Below are 14,662 nucleotides of genomic sequence, written 5' to 3' on the forward strand. Positions count from 1 at the left end.
CTTCGCGGGTAAGCCCGCTCCCACAGGTATCGCACCGCTTTTGAGTCCGGTGCAGTACCTGTGGGAGCGGGTTTACCCGCGAAGAGGCCAGTACAGGAAAAACGAGTCAGGCGCGCTTGTTGAACTGCGCCAACGCCGGCAACAGCTGCTTGTCGATGGCCTGGCGCACCGCCGGCAAAATCGTCGCACTACCGGTATACATCTGCTCCACCATGCCCTTCAGTGCCCGCGCATTGGGCTCGGTCAGCCCGCGCACCACCGCCTCGCAGGCCTGCTCGGCACTGGCCCCGGCCGGAATCTCAAACCCGCGCGCGCGCAGGTGGCCTGCCAGATCGTCCTGGTCAATCAAATCCGCATGCATCATGGCTGTTGTCCCTTTTATCGCTAAGAGAGTGCTGCTGTGATTTACGACCGATTCTGTGACGCCCGCGACATACCCGCAACAACAGAATGCCGGCATGGCTGCTTTGGCTAAGAACAGGTCGTTCCCGGCTAAATCCACCTGCCAGGAAGTGCGCACACTCAAGCCATCTACCGCAACGCAGGGTTTGGTCACCCTCGTTCGTGCACAGTGGATGTTGCTCGCTCTTGGCCCCGGATGCTCACGGCTTTCCGGGGTTATTTTTTTGCCCGAAGCAACACTTGAAGGCATGCACAAATCCCTGTGGGAGCGGGTTTACCCGCGAATGCGATGGTGAAGCTAACGACGTAATAGCGGGTAAAACCGCAACCACAGGGCACGCAGTTTTGTTCAAGATCGGGTGTTCAGGCCCATCACCCTGCCGACGAACTCGGCCGACGGCAGGCTCTGCTGCTCATCCACCAACCCCTGCAGCAACCCGATACTGTGCTCACTGAACGGCGCCGACCTCGGCCCCGCCAGGTCCACATGCAGCAGCATCTGCTCGCTGGCCGCGAGCACCTCGTCAAACCCCGCCCTGTGCAGGCTGTGGTAGACGTGCAGGCGCTTGCGATCAAAGCCGATGATCTGCGTCTGCACCCACACCTCGCTGCCCAGTTTCACTTCATGCAGGTAGTTGATGTGCGCCTCCAGGGTAAACAGCGAGTTACCACTCTGCCCACGGCTGTCGGCATCCAGGCCGATGCGCTCCATCAGCGCATCGGTGGCGTAGCTGAAGATCAGCAGGTAGAAGGCATCGCGCAAATGCCCGTTGTAGTCGACCCAGTCCTGCTGCACCGGGGTGCGGTAAGTGATCAGTGCGGGCATCGCGTGCTCCTCAATCGCCAAAGGCCATGCCGTGGTTGGCTTTGCTGGTTTTCACCGCGTCCAGCACCGCCAACAGGGTGTCATCACGATAGCGTTCCAGCGCGGCGATGCTGCGTTCGCCCAGTTGTTCCGAAGTGCCCTCGACCACATCGTCGATCAGCTTGTCGGTCAGATCCGGCGCTGGCAGGTAGGTCCACGGCAGCTGCAGCGCTGGGCCGAACTGGGCCATGAAGTGGCGCATGCCGGCATCGCCACCGGCCAGGGTGTAGGTGAGGAAGGTGCCCATGAACGACCAGCGCAGGCCGGCGCCGAAGCGAATCGCGTCGTCGATCTCGCCGGTGCTGGCAACGCCGTCATTGACCAGGTGCAGCGCCTCGCGCCACAGCGCTTCGAGCAGGCGGTCGGCAATGAAGCCGGGCACTTCCTTGCGCACGTGCAGCGGGCGCATGCCCAGGGCGGTGTAGATGGCCTTGGCCGCTTCGATGGCCTCGGGGGCAGTGCGGTTGCCGCCGACGATTTCCACCAGTGGCAGCAGGTAAACCGGGTTGAACGGGTGGCCGACCACGCAGCGTTCGGGGTGGGTGGCCGACTCGTAGAACTCGCTGGGCAGCAGGCCTGAGGTGCTGCTGCCAATAATGGCGTCTGGCTTTGCGGCAGCGCTGATTTTCGCGTGCAGGTCGAGTTTCAGGTCCAGCCGTTCGGGTGCGCTTTCCTGGATGAAGTCAGCGTCGCGCACGCATTCCTCGATGGTGGCTACGAACTTCAGCCGGTCTTGTGCCGCTCCAGGCGCCAAGCCCTGTTTCTCCAGGGCCGGCCAAGCGTTGGCGATACGTTTGCGCAGCGCCTGCTCGGCGCCGGGCGCCGGGTCCCAGGCGACCACGTCCAGGCCGTGGGCCAGGGCGCGGGCAACCCAGCCGCTGCCGATCACGCCGCTACCCAGGGCGGCAAAGGTCTTGATCTCGGTGATGAAGGTCATGTTGGTCTCCAGGTCGGCTCAGCGGCGTTTGAGGTTCATCTTTTCCCGGCCTTCGGCCGGGGTCAGCACACGGGCACCGAGGCGCGAAATGATCTCTACCGCGCGCTCGACCAACTGGCCGTTGCTGGCCAGCACGCCACGGTCGAGGTACAGGTTGTCTTCCAGGCCCACTCGCACGTTGCCGCCCAGCAGCACCGCCTGCGCCGCCATCGGCATCTGCATGCGGCCGATGCCGAAGCCGGCCCAGGTGACGTTGGCCGGCAGGTTGTCAACCATCGCCTTCATGGTGGTGGTGTCGGCTGGCGCGCCCCATGGGATGCCCAGGCACAGCTGGAACAGCGGGTCGTCGAGCAGGCCTTCCTTCATCATTTGCTTGGCGAACCACAGGTGGCCGGTGTCGAAGATTTCCAGCTCGGCTTTCACGCCCAACTCGGTGATGCGCTTGGCACCCGCGCGCAGTTGCGCCGGGGTGGAGACGTAGATCGAATTGCCGTCACCGAAGTTGAGCGTGCCGCAGTCGAGGGTGCAGATTTCCGGCAGCAGCGCTTCGACGTGGGCCAGGCGCTCCAGTGGGCCGATCAGGTCGGTGCCCGGGCCGAACTCCAGCGGTGTTTCGCCCGGGCCGATTTCCAGGTCGCCACCCATGCCGGCGGTGAGGTTGACGATGATGTCCACGTCGGCTTCACGGATGCGCTCCATCACTTCGCGGTACAGCGCCACGTCGCGGCTGAAGCGGCCGGTATGTGGGTCGCGGACGTGGCAGTGGACCACGGTGGCGCCAGCCTTGGCGGCCTCGACGGCGGCTTCGGCGATCTGCTTGGGGGTGACTGGGACCAGGTGGCTTTTCGAGGCGGTGTCGCCGGCGCCGGTGAGGGCGCAGGTGATGATGACGTCGTGGTTCATGGCGGGTTCCTTGTGGTGTCTGTGCTGGCCTTTTCGCGGGTACGCCCGCTCCCACAGGATCAAGGTGATCCTGAGTTTGGCGCAGTACCTTGTGGGAGCGGGTTTACCCGCGAAGAGGCCGGATCAATTGGCGGTGAGCTTGAGGTTGTCCGCAGCCGGCTTGCCATCGAAGGTGGTCACACCTTCAAGCCAGCGGGCCTTGTCCTCGGGGTGGTCCTTGAGCCACTGGCGGGCCGATTCCAGCGCATCCTTGTGGTCGAGCAGCGGCTGCATCATGCGGCTCTCGTCCTCGGCGCTGAAGTTCAGGTTGGCCAGCAGGCGGTGGGCGTTGGGGCAGCGTTCGGCGTAGTCTGGGGCGGTTACCGTCCACACCGTCGCACGGCCTTCGTCCGGGCCCAGGGCGTCCTGGCTGTCACCCAGGTAGGCCATGTCGATGTTCACGTTCATCGGGTGCGGCGCCCAGCCGAAGAACACCACTGCTTCCTTGCGCCGCACGGCGCGATCGACGGCGGCGAGCATGCCGGCTTCGCTGGACTCGACCAGCTGGAACTTGCCCAGGTCGAACTGGTTCTTGGTGATCATCGCCTTGATCTGGGTGTTGGCACCGGAGCCGGGCTCGATGCCGTAGATCTTGTCGCCCAGCTCCTTCTCGAACTTGTGGATGTCGGCGAAGGTCTTCAGGCCTTTGTCATACAGGTACTTCGGCACGGCGAGGGTGGCGCGGGCATCTTCCAGGCTGGGCTTGTCGAGCACCTTGACCTGCTGGGCATCGACGAACGGGGTGATGGTCTGGGTCATGATCGGGTTCCAGTAACCGAGGAACATGTCCAGGCGTTTGTCGCGGATGCCGGCGAAGATGATCTGCTGCGAAGCGCTGGTCTGTTTGGTCTGGTAACCCAGGCCGTCGAGCAGCACCTGGGCCATGGCGCTGGTGGCGATGACGTCGGTCCAGTTGACCACGCCCAGGCGGACGTTCTTGCAGGCCGCGGGCTCGGCGGCGAAAAGCGGGGAGGTGGCGAGGCTGCTCAGGGCAAGGGTCAACAAGCTGCGGCGGATCAAGCTGTGCATGGTGGCTCTCCATCGGCAGTGCGTATTGTTATGGGGTTCGATCTCTCTGGACCGTGTGAACACGCTACGCTGCTGGCAGGGTGAAAAATCGCACCCTGGCGACCAACACTTGCACGGAGGCGACCACCTTTGCCGTGGAGCATGCAATGCCGCAAATCATTCACTTCCTGTTGTTGCCCGGCTTCTCGGCCATGGGCTTTATCAGCGCCCTGGAGCCACTGCGGGTGGCCAACCGCTTCAAAGGCCCGTTGTACCGCTGGCAGGTACTGAGCCTGGACGGCGGCGCGGTGCAGGCCAGCAATGGCATGTCGGTGAACGCCGATGCGGCGCTGGCGGCAAGTGAGCCTGGTGGCATCCTGCTGATCGTGGCCGGTTTCGAGCCGCTGGCCTGTTACGGGCCGGCGCTGCAGCAGGCGCTACGCCGGCTGGACCATGACGGGGTGATTCTGGGCGGCATCGACACCGGTGCGGTGGTGCTGGCCGAGGCCGGCCTGCTCGACGGCCACCGCGCCACCGTGCACTGGGAGGCGCTGGAGGCGTTCAAGGAGAGCTACCCAAGTCTGCAGGCGACCCAGGAGCTGTTCGAAATCGACCGGCGGCGCATTACCTGCGCGGGCGGCACGGCGTCGATCGACCTGATGCTCGACCTGATTGCCCAGGCCCATGGCAGTGAACTGGCGGTGCAGGTGTCGGAGCAGTTCGTGCTCGGGCGTATCCGCCAGCGACAGGACCACCAACGCATGCAGATCGCAAGCCGTTACGGCATCAGCAACAAGAAGCTGGTGAAGGTGATTGGCGAAATGGAGCGTAATACCGAGCAGCCGCTCAATACCCAAGTCTTGGCCGAGATGGTGCAGGTGACCCGGCGGCAGTTGGAGCGACTTTTTCGGTTATACCTGTCCACCACGCCCAGAAGCTTGTACTTGAAGGTCAGGCTCGATAAGGCGCGTCAGCTCTTGTTGCAGACGCATATGACTGTTATGGAAGTGAGCGTGGCTTGCGGGTTTGAATCTGCATCCTATTTCTCTCGATGCTATAAGGCCCAGTTCGGGAAATGCCCTCGGGATCGCAGGGTGGGAACAAAGTAATCTGTTCCTCAAAAGCTGCTGGGGTGGAGGCGTTGTCAACTGGTATTTCTACCAGTTGAGGGGCGTGCAGGTTGCTGATGAAATCGATCTTGAGTTCACTCGGAGAGCAACCATGGAAGCACAGTTCAAGCACCTAATTGGCATGATGGCGTTGATCAGCTTTGCAGTATTGGGCGGATGTCAAAATAATCCGCAGAGGCCTTCGGTTAACGATGCCGACGCGAAAGTGAGCCAGGTTCGGGAGCAATCCGAAATGGCTTGGGGCACCCTCACTAATGCGGCTAAGCCGCCTGCCTCGGCGGTTTCGGCCGAGGACAGAAAAGTCAAAGTTACCTTGTACAGTGAAAGAAACTATAAGGGTACGACATGCAAAATGGAGATAAGTCCTAATATTCGTCAGGACCTGGGGAGCATTTGCCCGGAATTTGTAAAGAAAAAAGGTATTTCGATGGAAGTTAAAGACTTTGGCTATGGCGGAACGCAATTGTGTCTGAATTTATTGTCGGACTGGGGCTGGTTGCGTTGTTTCAAAATATCCCCCGGTCTTACAGGGAATTTCCGCGTACCCTATGTGGCCACGTTAACTGAATATTTACCTGAGGGTTTGACTCCCGTGTTTGTAGGTTTGGGTGACCGAGGCTTTGATGGTGTCACTTACCTATACTGATAAAGTATGACCGGGCGTTGAAGAGGCGTTGGACTCTCCAGCGTAACCCCAGACGCGTGGTGCCATGGTACGCGGCGCGTCTGGAGTTCAGAAGCCGAATTTACATGACAGCGATGGCCGACGGTACTCGGGCTTTCATTGTTGCCCGATAGCCTGCAAATACTCCGAGCGGTCATCACTGCGCTGCGCCACGCAGGTGTCCCAGGCCGCTTGGAACGCCTTGCTGCCGGGCTTCTCGGCATAGGTCTCAACCTTGCAATCAGCATCGCGTAGCTGCGTCCACAGCTTCTCGGCTGCGTCCATGCGCCCGACCAGCGCCGCAGCCTGATCGCCGTCGTCGGCATACTGGTCGCGGATGCGCTGGATCAAGTCGTCATACGCCGCTTTCAGCTCGCGCTCGGCGGTCTGCTTGTTGAACGCCGCGCAGGCGTAGGTTTGCTGGTCGGTGTCGACGTTGTCGCACGGGGTGCTCTCTTCCTCGCCGGCCTGGGCGCCCGATACAGCGGCCAGCAGTACCAGCCATGCCAATGATTTCATCCTTTTTCTCCTCAACAGGCTGACGAATCGCAGGGATTCTCGCTCAGACGAAGGCGCGGCGGTAGCTACCTGAGCAAATGTTCATAAAGCGGCCAGAAACGTCGTTATCGAGACTGTCTCTCATCGCCAGCCAGCGCTGCAGAGGGGCTGTTGTCGCGCATTGACGCTTTCGGCAAACCCCCTGTCGTTTTTGCATCGGGGCGTCGCAAGGCACAGGCATATGCTGGCCCCAAAGCGCCGGCAGAAGATTCGGCGCGGCCCAAATCAACAAAGGGGACAGCCTGATGAGCCCAGCCGAACTTCACGCCGACAGCATCGTCATCGACGGCCTGATCATTGCCAAATGGAACCGCGAGCTGTTCGAGGACATGCGCAAAGGCGGGCTGACTGCGGCCAACTGCACGGTGTCGGTCTGGGAAGGCTTCAAGGCAACCGTCGACCAGATCGCCGCCAGCCAGAAGCTGATCCGCGACAACAGCGACCTGGTGATGCCGGTGCGCACCACCGCCGATATCCGCAAGGCCAAGGAACTGGGCAAGACCGGCATCCTGTTCGGCTTCCAGAACGCCCACGCCTTCGAAGACCAGATCGCCTACGTCGACGTGTTCAAGCAGCTGGGCGTGGGCATCGTGCAGATGTGCTACAACACCCAGAACCTGGTGGGCACCGGTTGCTACGAGCGTGATGGCGGCCTGTCGGGCTTCGGCCGCGAGATCGTGGCGGAAATGAACCGCGTCGGCATCATGTGCGACCTGTCCCACGTCGGCTCCAAGACTTCCGAAGAAGTCATCCTCGAATCGAAAAAGCCGGTGTGTTACTCGCACTGCCTGCCTTCGGGCCTGAAAGAGCACCCACGCAACAAGTCGGACGAAGAGCTGAAGTTCATCGCCGACCACGGCGGCTTCGTTGGTGTGACCATGTTCGCGCCGTTCCTGGCCAAGGGCATCGACTCGACCATCGACGACTACGCCGAGGCCATCGAGTACACCATGAACATCGTCGGTGAAGACGCCATCGGTATCGGTACCGACTTCACCCAGGGCCACGGCCAGGACTTCTTCGAGTACCTGACCCACGACAAGGGCTACGCCCGTCGCCTGACCAACTTCGGCAAGATCATCAACCCGCTGGGCATCCGCACCGTGGGCGAATTCCCCAACCTCACCGAAACCTTGCTCAAGCGCGGCCACTCCGAGCGCGTGGTGCGCAAGATCATGGGCGAGAACTGGGTCAACGTCCTCAAGGACGTGTGGGGCGAGTAAGCCGCTCTCCAAGCCTGAAAGCCCCTGCCAGCAACGCCGGGGCATCCCAAATAAAAATTTTATGGAGTTGAGTTTCCATGGCCAAGATCGCCCCGCAATTGCCAATCGAAGTCGACAGCGAGACCGGTGTCTGGACCAGCGACGCCCTGCCGATGCTGTATGTGCCGCGCCATTTCTTCGTCAACAACCACATCGGCATCGAGGAAGTGCTGGGCGCCGACGCCTACGCCGAGATCCTCTACAAGGCCGGCTACAAGTCCGCCTGGCACTGGTGTGAAAAAGAAGCCGAGTGCCATGGCCTGGAAGGCGTTGCGGTGTTCGAACACTACATGAAGCGCCTGAGCCAGCGTGGCTGGGGCCTGTTCGAGATCCAGGACATCGACCTCGACAAAGGCACCTGCAGCGTCAAGCTCAAGCACTCCGCTTTTGTGTACGTCTATGGCAAGTGCGGCCGCAAGGTCGACTACATGTTCACCGGCTGGTTCGCCGGCGCCATGGACCAGATTCTCGCTGCCCGCGGCAGCTCGATCCGCACCGTGGCCGAACAGGTCTACGGCGGTTCGGAAGAAGGCCACGAAGATGGCCTGTTCGTTACAAAGCCGTTGTAAGCCGGAGATAGCGTCATGGCATTCGAAGCAATGTTCCAGCCGATCCAGATCGGCAAACTGACCATCCGCAACCGTGTGCTCAGCACCGCGCACGCCGAGGTCTACGCCACTGACGGCGGCATGACGACCGACCGCTACGTGAAGTACTACGAAGAAAAGGCCAAGGGCGGTATCGGCCTGGCGATCTGCGGCGGCTCGTCGGTGGTGGCCATCGACAGCCCGCAGGAGTGGTGGGCCTCGGTCAACTTGTCGACCGACCGCATCATCCCGCACTTCCAGAACCTGGCTGACGCCATGCACAAGCATGGCGCCAAGATCATGATCCAGATTACCCACATGGGCCGTCGCTCGCGCTGGGACGGCTTCAACTGGCCGACCCTGATGTCGCCGTCGGGTATCCGTGAACCCGTGCACCGTGCCACCTGCAAGACCATCGAGGTGGAAGAGATCTGGCGGGTGATCGGCAACTACGCGCAGGCTGCGCGGCGTGCCAAAGAGGGCGGCCTGGACGGCGTGGAACTGTCGGCGGTGCACCAGCACATGATCGACCAGTTCTGGAGCCCGCGGGTCAACAAGCGTACCGACGAATGGGGCGGTACCTTCGAAGGCCGCATGAAGTTCGGCCTGGAAGTATTGAAAGCCGTGCGTGCCGAAGTCGGTGACGACTTCTGCGTGGGCATGCGTATCTGTGGCGACGAGTTCCACCCCGATGGCCTCAGCCACGAGGACATGAAGCAGATTGCCGCGTACTACGATGCCACCGGCATGCTCGACTTCATCGGCGTGGTCGGCTCGGGTTGCGACACCCACAACACCCTGGCCAACGTCATCCCCAACATGAGCTACCCGCCGGAGCCGTTCCTGCACCTGGCGGCCGGCATCAAGGAAGTGGTCAAGGTACCGGTGCTGCACGCGCAGAACATCAAGGACCCGAACCAGGCCACGCGCATCCTCGAAGGCGGCTACGTGGACATGGTCGGCATGACCCGTGCGCACATGGCCGACCCGCACCTGATCGCCAAGATCAAGATGGGCCAGATCGACCAGATCAAGCAGTGCGTCGGTGCCAACTACTGCATCGACCGCCAGTACCAGGGCCTGGATGTGCTGTGCATCCAGAACGCCGCGACCTCCCGTGAATACATGGGCGTGCCGCACATCATCGAAAAGACCACCGGCGTCAAACGCAAGGTGGTGGTGGTTGGCGCCGGCCCCGCTGGCATGGAAGCGGCCCGTGTGGCTGCCGAGCGTGGCCACGACGTGACCCTGTTCGAGAAGAAAGACCAGATCGGCGGGCAGATCACCATCGCCGCCAAGGCACCACAGCGTGACCAGATTGCCGGTATCACCCGCTGGTACCAACTGGAGCTGGCGCGCCTGAAGGTCGACCTGCGCCTGGGTACCGCCGCTGACGTGGCCGCCATCCAGGACCTGCGCCCGGACGTCATCGTGCTGGCTGTGGGCGGGCATTCATTCCTTGAGCAGAACGAGCACTGGGGCGCAGCCGAAGGGCTGGTGGTCAGCAGCTGGGACGTGCTCGATGGCAAGGTCGCACCGGGCAAGAACGTGCTGGTGTACGACACCATCTGCGAATTCACCGGCATGTCGGTGGCCGACTTCATCGCCGACAAGGGCAGCCAGGTCGAGATCGTCACCGACGACATCAAGCCAGGCGTGGCCATGGGTGGTACCACCTTCCCGACCTACTACCGCAGCATGTACCCGAAAGAAGTGATCATGACCGGCGACATGATGCTGGAAAAGGTCTACCGCGAAGGCGACAAGCTGGTGGCGGTGCTGGAGAACGAATACACCGGCGCCAAGGAAGAACGCGTGGTCGACCAGGTGGTGGTGGAAAACGGCGTGCGCCCTGACGAGCAGCTGTACTACGCACTGAAGGAAGGTTCGCGCAACAAAGGCCAGATCGACGTGGAGGCGCTGTTCGCCATCAAGCCACAGCCGATCCTCAGCCAGCCGGGCGAAGGCTACCTGCTGTACCGCATCGGCGACTGCGTGGCCCAGCGCAACGTGCATGCGGCGATCTATGACGCCTTGCGCCTGTGCAAGGACTTCTGATCGAGAAAAATCGTCGCCACCGGGTGCGGTCCCTGTGGGAGCGGGTTTACCCGCGAAAGCGTCAGCACAAGCAACAGAGTTGTCTGATCTGACGCATTCGCGGGTGAACCCGCTCCCACAAGGGGCCAATCCCATCTTCAGAGTGGCGCAAGAATCCAGCTGTTGTGGGAGCCTCCCATGTTGAACACCCTTCTACCTATCCTGCTGTTCGCTGCCCTTGGCCTGGCAGTGCTCGGCGCCCTGCGCCGGGTGCGCATGTGGCGGCGTGGCCGGCCCTCCAAGGTCAACCTGATCGGCGGCCTGCTGGCCATGCCGCGCCGTTACCTGGTGGACTTGCACCACGTGGTCGAGCGCGACAAGTACATGTCCAAGACCCACGTGGCCACTGCGGGCGGCTTCGTGCTGTCGGCCGCCCTGGCGATCCTGGTGCACGGCTTTGGCCTGCAGAGCAAGATCCTTGGCTACGCGCTGCTGGTGGCTACGGTGATCATGTTCACCGGCGCCCTGTTCGTCTTCAAACGCCGCCTCAACCCGCCTGCGCGCCTGTCCAAGGGCCCGTGGATGCGTCTGCCGAAGAGCCTGCTGGCGTTTGCCGCGAGCTTCTTCATCGCCACCTTGCCGGTGGCCGGTATCCTGCCCGCCAATACCGGCGGCTGGGTGATGGTCGCCGTGCTCGGCCTGGGCGTGCTGTGGGGCGTGTCGGAGTTGTTCTTCGGCATGACCTGGGGCGGGCCGATGAAACACGCCTTTGCCGGTGCCTTGCACCTGGCCTGGCACCGCCGTGCCGAGCGCTTCGGCGGCGGCCGCTCCACCGGCCTGAAACCGCTGGACCTGGAAGACCCGAACGCCCCGCTGGGCGTGGAGAAGCCGGTGGACTTCACCTGGAACCAGCTGCTGGGCTTCGATGCCTGCGTGCAGTGCGGTAAATGTGAAGCCATGTGCCCGGCCTTTGCCGCCGGCCAGCCGCTGAACCCGAAAAAACTCATCCAGGACATGGTCATCGGCCTGGCCGGTGGCACCGACGCCCAGTTCGCCGGCAGCCCGTACCCTGGCAAGCCAATCGGCGAACACGGCGGCCACCCGCACCAGCCGATCGTCAATGGCCTGGTCGACGCCGAAACGCTGTGGTCGTGCACCACCTGCCGTGCCTGCGTCGAGGAATGCCCGATGATGATCGAGCACGTCGATGCCATCGTCGACATGCGCCGCCACCTCACCCTGGAAAAGGGCGCCACCCCGAACAAGGGCGCCGAGGTGCTGGATAACCTGATCGCCACCGACAACCCCGGCGGCTTCGCCCCCGGTGGGCGCATGAACTGGGCCGCCGACCTCAACCTGCAACTGCTGTCGGAGGTGAAAACCACCGAGGTGCTGTTCTGGGTTGGCGATGGTGCCTTCGACATGCGCAACCAGCGCACCCTGCGCTCGTTCGTCAAAGTACTGAAGGCCTCGGGCGTGGACTTTGCCGTGCTCGGCCTGGAAGAACGTGACAGCGGCGACGTGGCACGGCGCCTGGGTGACGAAGCGACCTTCCAGCAACTGGCCAAGCGCAATATCCAGACCCTGGCCAAGTACAAGTTCCAGCGCATCGTCACCTGCGACCCGCACAGCTTCCATGTGTTGAAGAACGAATACGGCGCGCTGGGCGGCGACTACCAGGTGCAGCACCACAGCACCTACATTGCCGAACTGATCGCGGCCAAGAAGTTGAACCTCGGCCAGCACAAGGGCGGCAGCGTCACCTACCACGACCCGTGCTACCTGGGCCGTTACAACGGCGAGTACGAAGCCCCGCGCGAAGTGCTCAAGGCGCTGGGTATCGAAGTGCGCGAGATGCAGCGCTCGGGCTTCCGTTCCCGTTGCTGCGGCGGTGGCGGCGGCGCGCCGATTACCGACATCCCGGGCAAGCAGCGTATCCCCGACATGCGCATGGACGACATTCGCGAAACCGAGGCCGAACTGGTGGCCGTGGGTTGCCCACAGTGCACCGCCATGCTCGAAGGCGTGGTTGAACCGCGCCCACAGATCAAGGACCTGGCCGAGCTGGTGGCTGACGTGCTGATCGAAGAGGACACGCCTGCCGTCCCAAAGCCGCAAACGGCTAAACGTGAACCTGCGGAGGTGCACTGATGAGCGACATTATCCGCCGCGACCCACGCGCCGAGTGGATCGCCCGTAACCGTCTGCACCCGTTGCATGCGGCCATGCAGACGCAGCAGACCAGCTGGATGGGGCCTAATGGCGTCATCCGCAAGAACCCCCATGCGATCGCCGCTGGCTTCATCGGCCCGGCCGGCATCAAGCGCATCGACCGCAGCGGCGCCCAGCAGGGCACCGGCGTGGGCGGGCGGCGCACGGCAGCGGCCGAGGTCAAGCTGCCGCTGCACCAGGTGCCTATGCCTGCGTTCTACATTGCCGTGGTGCCGGATATGGTCGGCGGCCGCCTCAGCAGCCATGACCGCGACTTGCTCGGCCTGGCCCACAGCCTGGCCGGCAGTGACGGTGCAGTGCTGGCGGTGGTGTTTGGCGAGCACAAGGAAAGCAACTTTTCCACAGCCGGCGTCGACCGCCTGCTGGTCATCGAAGGCGAGGCCTTTGAAGGTTATGCACCGGAGCAGCTTGTTCAAGGGTTGCGGGCTGTGGATAACCAGTTCACCCCGCGCCACTGGTTGCTGCCCGATAGCCGCACCGGTGGCGGCGAACTGGGCCGGCGCCTGGGTGCGGCGCTGGGCGAGCGCCCGGCGACGCGGGTATGGCAGGTCAAGGATGGCCAGTGCATCGGCCGTGCCGGTGCCGGCCAGCAAGACCTGCAACGCGCCGTGCCACGCCTGATCCTGGCGGCGGCCGAGTGTGCCGAGCCGGTAAGTGAAACCCGTCATGAAGCGTTGCCGGTGGAGTTGTCCACAAGTGTGGCGCGCAGCCTGTCGCGCATCGAAGACCTCGGCTCGGTGGCCGTCGACCCGGCCACCATCGCCATGGCCGAAGCCGAGTTCATCGTCTCCGGTGGCAACGGTGTCAAGGACTGGGACCTGTACCACCAGGCCACTGCGGCCCTCGGCGCCACCGAAGGCGCGTCGCGGGTGGCGGTGGACGACGGCTTCATGCCGCGCAACCGCCAGGTGGGTGCCACCGGTACCTGGGTTACCGCGCGCGTGTACGTGGCTGTGGGTATCTCCGGCGCGATCCAGCACCTGCAGGGCATTGGCGCCTGCGACAAGGTGGTGGCAATCAACATGGACCCGGGCTGCGACATGATCAAACGGGCCGACCTGTCGGTAATTGGCGACAGTTCGGCAATTCTCAAGGCACTGATCGAGGCTGTGGACAACTACCGCAGCGGCGGCCAGCGCGACGCGGCATAAGGGCACGAGCATGAGTACGAAAGTGATCAGCCTGGTTTCCATCGGTGCCCACCCCAGCTCCGGCCGCGCCCGCCGCGCCGAGCAGGATGCCCGCGCCGTGGAGCTGGGTTTGCAGCTGGCTGGGGATAACTTGCAGGTGGTGCACGCTGGTGACCCGCGCGAAGAAGCGCTGCGCGCTTACCTGGGCATGGGCCTGGACCACCTGGACGTGCTTGAGCAGCCGGCCGGTGCCGATGTGCTGGGCGTGCTCGGCGATTACCTGCGCGACGCCGGGGCACAGCTGGTGCTGACCGGCAGCCAGGCCGAGACCGGCGAGGGGTCGGGCATGTTGCCGTTCCTGCTGGCCGAGAAGCTTGGCTGGCCGTTGATCGTGGGGTTGGCCGAGGTGGAGTCGATCGACAACGGCACGGCGCAAGTGCTACAGGCCTTGCCGCGTGGTCAGCGGCGTCGCCTGAAGGTGCGCCTGCCGTTTCTGGCAACTGTGGATAACGCGGCGCCCAAGCCGCGCCAGAGTGCCTTCGGGCCGGCGCGCCGGGGTGTATTGGCGGCGCGTAACGTGGCCATTGTCGAAGACGAGCTGCTGGCCGAGGCAGAGTTGCAACCGGCCCGGCCACGGCCCAAGCGGTTGAAGGTGATCAAGGCCAAGAGCGGTGCAGACCGCATGAAGGCAGCGACGGCCAAGGCCAGTGGTGGGGGCGGCAAGGTATTGAAGGACGTTTCTCCACAGGAAGGCGCTGAAGCCATCCTCAAGCTGCTGGTGGAAGAGGGCGTGCTGCGCTAAGTCCTCACGCGATCCCTTGTAGGAGCGGCCTTGCGTCGCGATGGGCTGCGCAGCAGCCCCGGCAATCTTGAGCCAGGCTCGAAATCCTGGGGCTGCTGCGCAGCCC

The 14,662-nt window shown here is 63.2% G+C and carries 14 protein-coding genes; 8 read left to right on the forward strand and 6 right to left on the reverse strand.

Going from position 1 to position 14,662, the window contains the following annotated elements; translation table 11 throughout:
• Positions 1-106 precede the first annotated feature (106 nt).
• The 5 genes from ABE456_RS26225 to choX all read right to left on the reverse strand — a co-directional run bounded on the left by ABE456_RS26225 (position 107) and on the right by choX (position 4,175).
• Positions 107-364, reverse strand: a complete 258-nt coding sequence (locus ABE456_RS26225) for a hypothetical protein (protein WP_012270100.1) — start codon at positions 362-364, stop codon at positions 107-109.
• Positions 365-751: 387 nt separating this feature from the next.
• Entirely contained in the window at positions 752-1,228 is a 477-nt protein-coding gene (locus ABE456_RS26230) for a thioesterase family protein (RefSeq protein WP_346646516.1), read from the reverse strand.
• A 10-nt stretch (positions 1,229-1,238) separates the two neighbouring features.
• Positions 1,239-2,204, reverse strand: coding sequence for an L-carnitine dehydrogenase (locus ABE456_RS26235; protein ID WP_346646517.1), 966 nt, complete (start codon positions 2,202-2,204; stop codon positions 1,239-1,241).
• An 18-nt stretch (positions 2,205-2,222) separates the two neighbouring features.
• A complete protein-coding gene (locus tag ABE456_RS26240) occupies positions 2,223-3,107 on the reverse strand; it encodes a 3-keto-5-aminohexanoate cleavage protein (RefSeq protein ID WP_346646518.1) in 885 nt (294 codons plus the stop codon).
• Between the two features lie 123 nt (positions 3,108-3,230).
• Positions 3,231-4,175: a choline ABC transporter substrate-binding protein gene (gene choX / locus ABE456_RS26245; RefSeq protein WP_346646519.1), complete on the reverse strand. Its 945-nt coding sequence runs from the start codon at positions 4,173-4,175 to the stop codon at positions 3,231-3,233.
• 146 nt (positions 4,176-4,321) lie between these two features.
• Between choX and ABE456_RS26250 the strand changes: the two genes are divergently transcribed.
• Positions 4,322-5,263, forward strand: a complete 942-nt coding sequence (locus ABE456_RS26250; protein WP_346646520.1) for a GlxA family transcriptional regulator — start codon at positions 4,322-4,324, stop codon at positions 5,261-5,263.
• A 112-nt stretch (positions 5,264-5,375) separates the two neighbouring features.
• On the forward strand, positions 5,376-5,930 hold the full coding sequence (locus ABE456_RS26255; protein ID WP_346646521.1) for a hypothetical protein: 555 nt from the start codon (positions 5,376-5,378) through the stop codon (positions 5,928-5,930).
• A gap of 135 nt (positions 5,931-6,065) precedes the next feature.
• Here ABE456_RS26255 and ABE456_RS26260 read toward each other — a convergent pair whose 3' ends face one another.
• Complete coding sequence (locus ABE456_RS26260) at positions 6,066-6,467, reverse strand: lysozyme inhibitor LprI family protein (protein ID WP_346646522.1); 402 nt, start codon at positions 6,465-6,467, stop codon at positions 6,066-6,068.
• Between the two features lie 284 nt (positions 6,468-6,751).
• Between ABE456_RS26260 and ABE456_RS26265 the strand changes: the two genes are divergently transcribed.
• The 6 genes from ABE456_RS26265 to ABE456_RS26290 all read left to right on the forward strand — a co-directional run bounded on the left by ABE456_RS26265 (position 6,752) and on the right by ABE456_RS26290 (position 14,556).
• Positions 6,752-7,729 carry a dipeptidase gene (locus ABE456_RS26265; protein ID WP_016497618.1) on the forward strand — a complete coding sequence of 326 codons (978 nt, stop codon included), beginning with the start codon at positions 6,752-6,754 and terminating at the stop codon, positions 7,727-7,729.
• Positions 7,730-7,806: 77 nt separating this feature from the next.
• Positions 7,807-8,337, forward strand: coding sequence for a DUF5943 domain-containing protein (locus ABE456_RS26270; protein WP_054891724.1), 531 nt, complete (start codon positions 7,807-7,809; stop codon positions 8,335-8,337).
• Between the two features lie 15 nt (positions 8,338-8,352).
• The gene (gene dgcA, locus ABE456_RS26275) at positions 8,353-10,413 is read left to right on the forward strand and encodes a dimethylglycine demethylation protein DgcA (RefSeq protein WP_346646523.1); all 2,061 of its coding nucleotides are present in this window, start codon (positions 8,353-8,355) and stop codon (positions 10,411-10,413) included.
• A 177-nt stretch (positions 10,414-10,590) separates the two neighbouring features.
• Complete coding sequence (dgcB, locus tag ABE456_RS26280; protein ID WP_346646524.1) at positions 10,591-12,543, forward strand: dimethylglycine demethylation protein DgcB; 1,953 nt, start codon at positions 10,591-10,593, stop codon at positions 12,541-12,543.
• Positions 12,543-13,775 (forward strand): electron transfer flavoprotein subunit alpha/FixB family protein, encoded by a 1,233-nt coding sequence (locus ABE456_RS26285; RefSeq protein WP_346646525.1) that lies wholly within the window; start codon positions 12,543-12,545, stop codon positions 13,773-13,775. The genes dgcB and ABE456_RS26285 overlap by 1 nt, the downstream gene beginning before the upstream one ends.
• Before the next feature lie 10 nt (positions 13,776-13,785).
• Positions 13,786-14,556: an electron transfer flavoprotein subunit beta gene (locus tag ABE456_RS26290; RefSeq protein WP_200928998.1), complete on the forward strand. Its 771-nt coding sequence runs from the start codon at positions 13,786-13,788 to the stop codon at positions 14,554-14,556.
• Positions 14,557-14,662 lie beyond the last annotated feature (106 nt).

This window comes from Pseudomonas sp. TWI929 (assembly GCF_039673335.1).
Lineage (GTDB): Bacteria > Pseudomonadota > Gammaproteobacteria > Pseudomonadales > Pseudomonadaceae > Aquipseudomonas.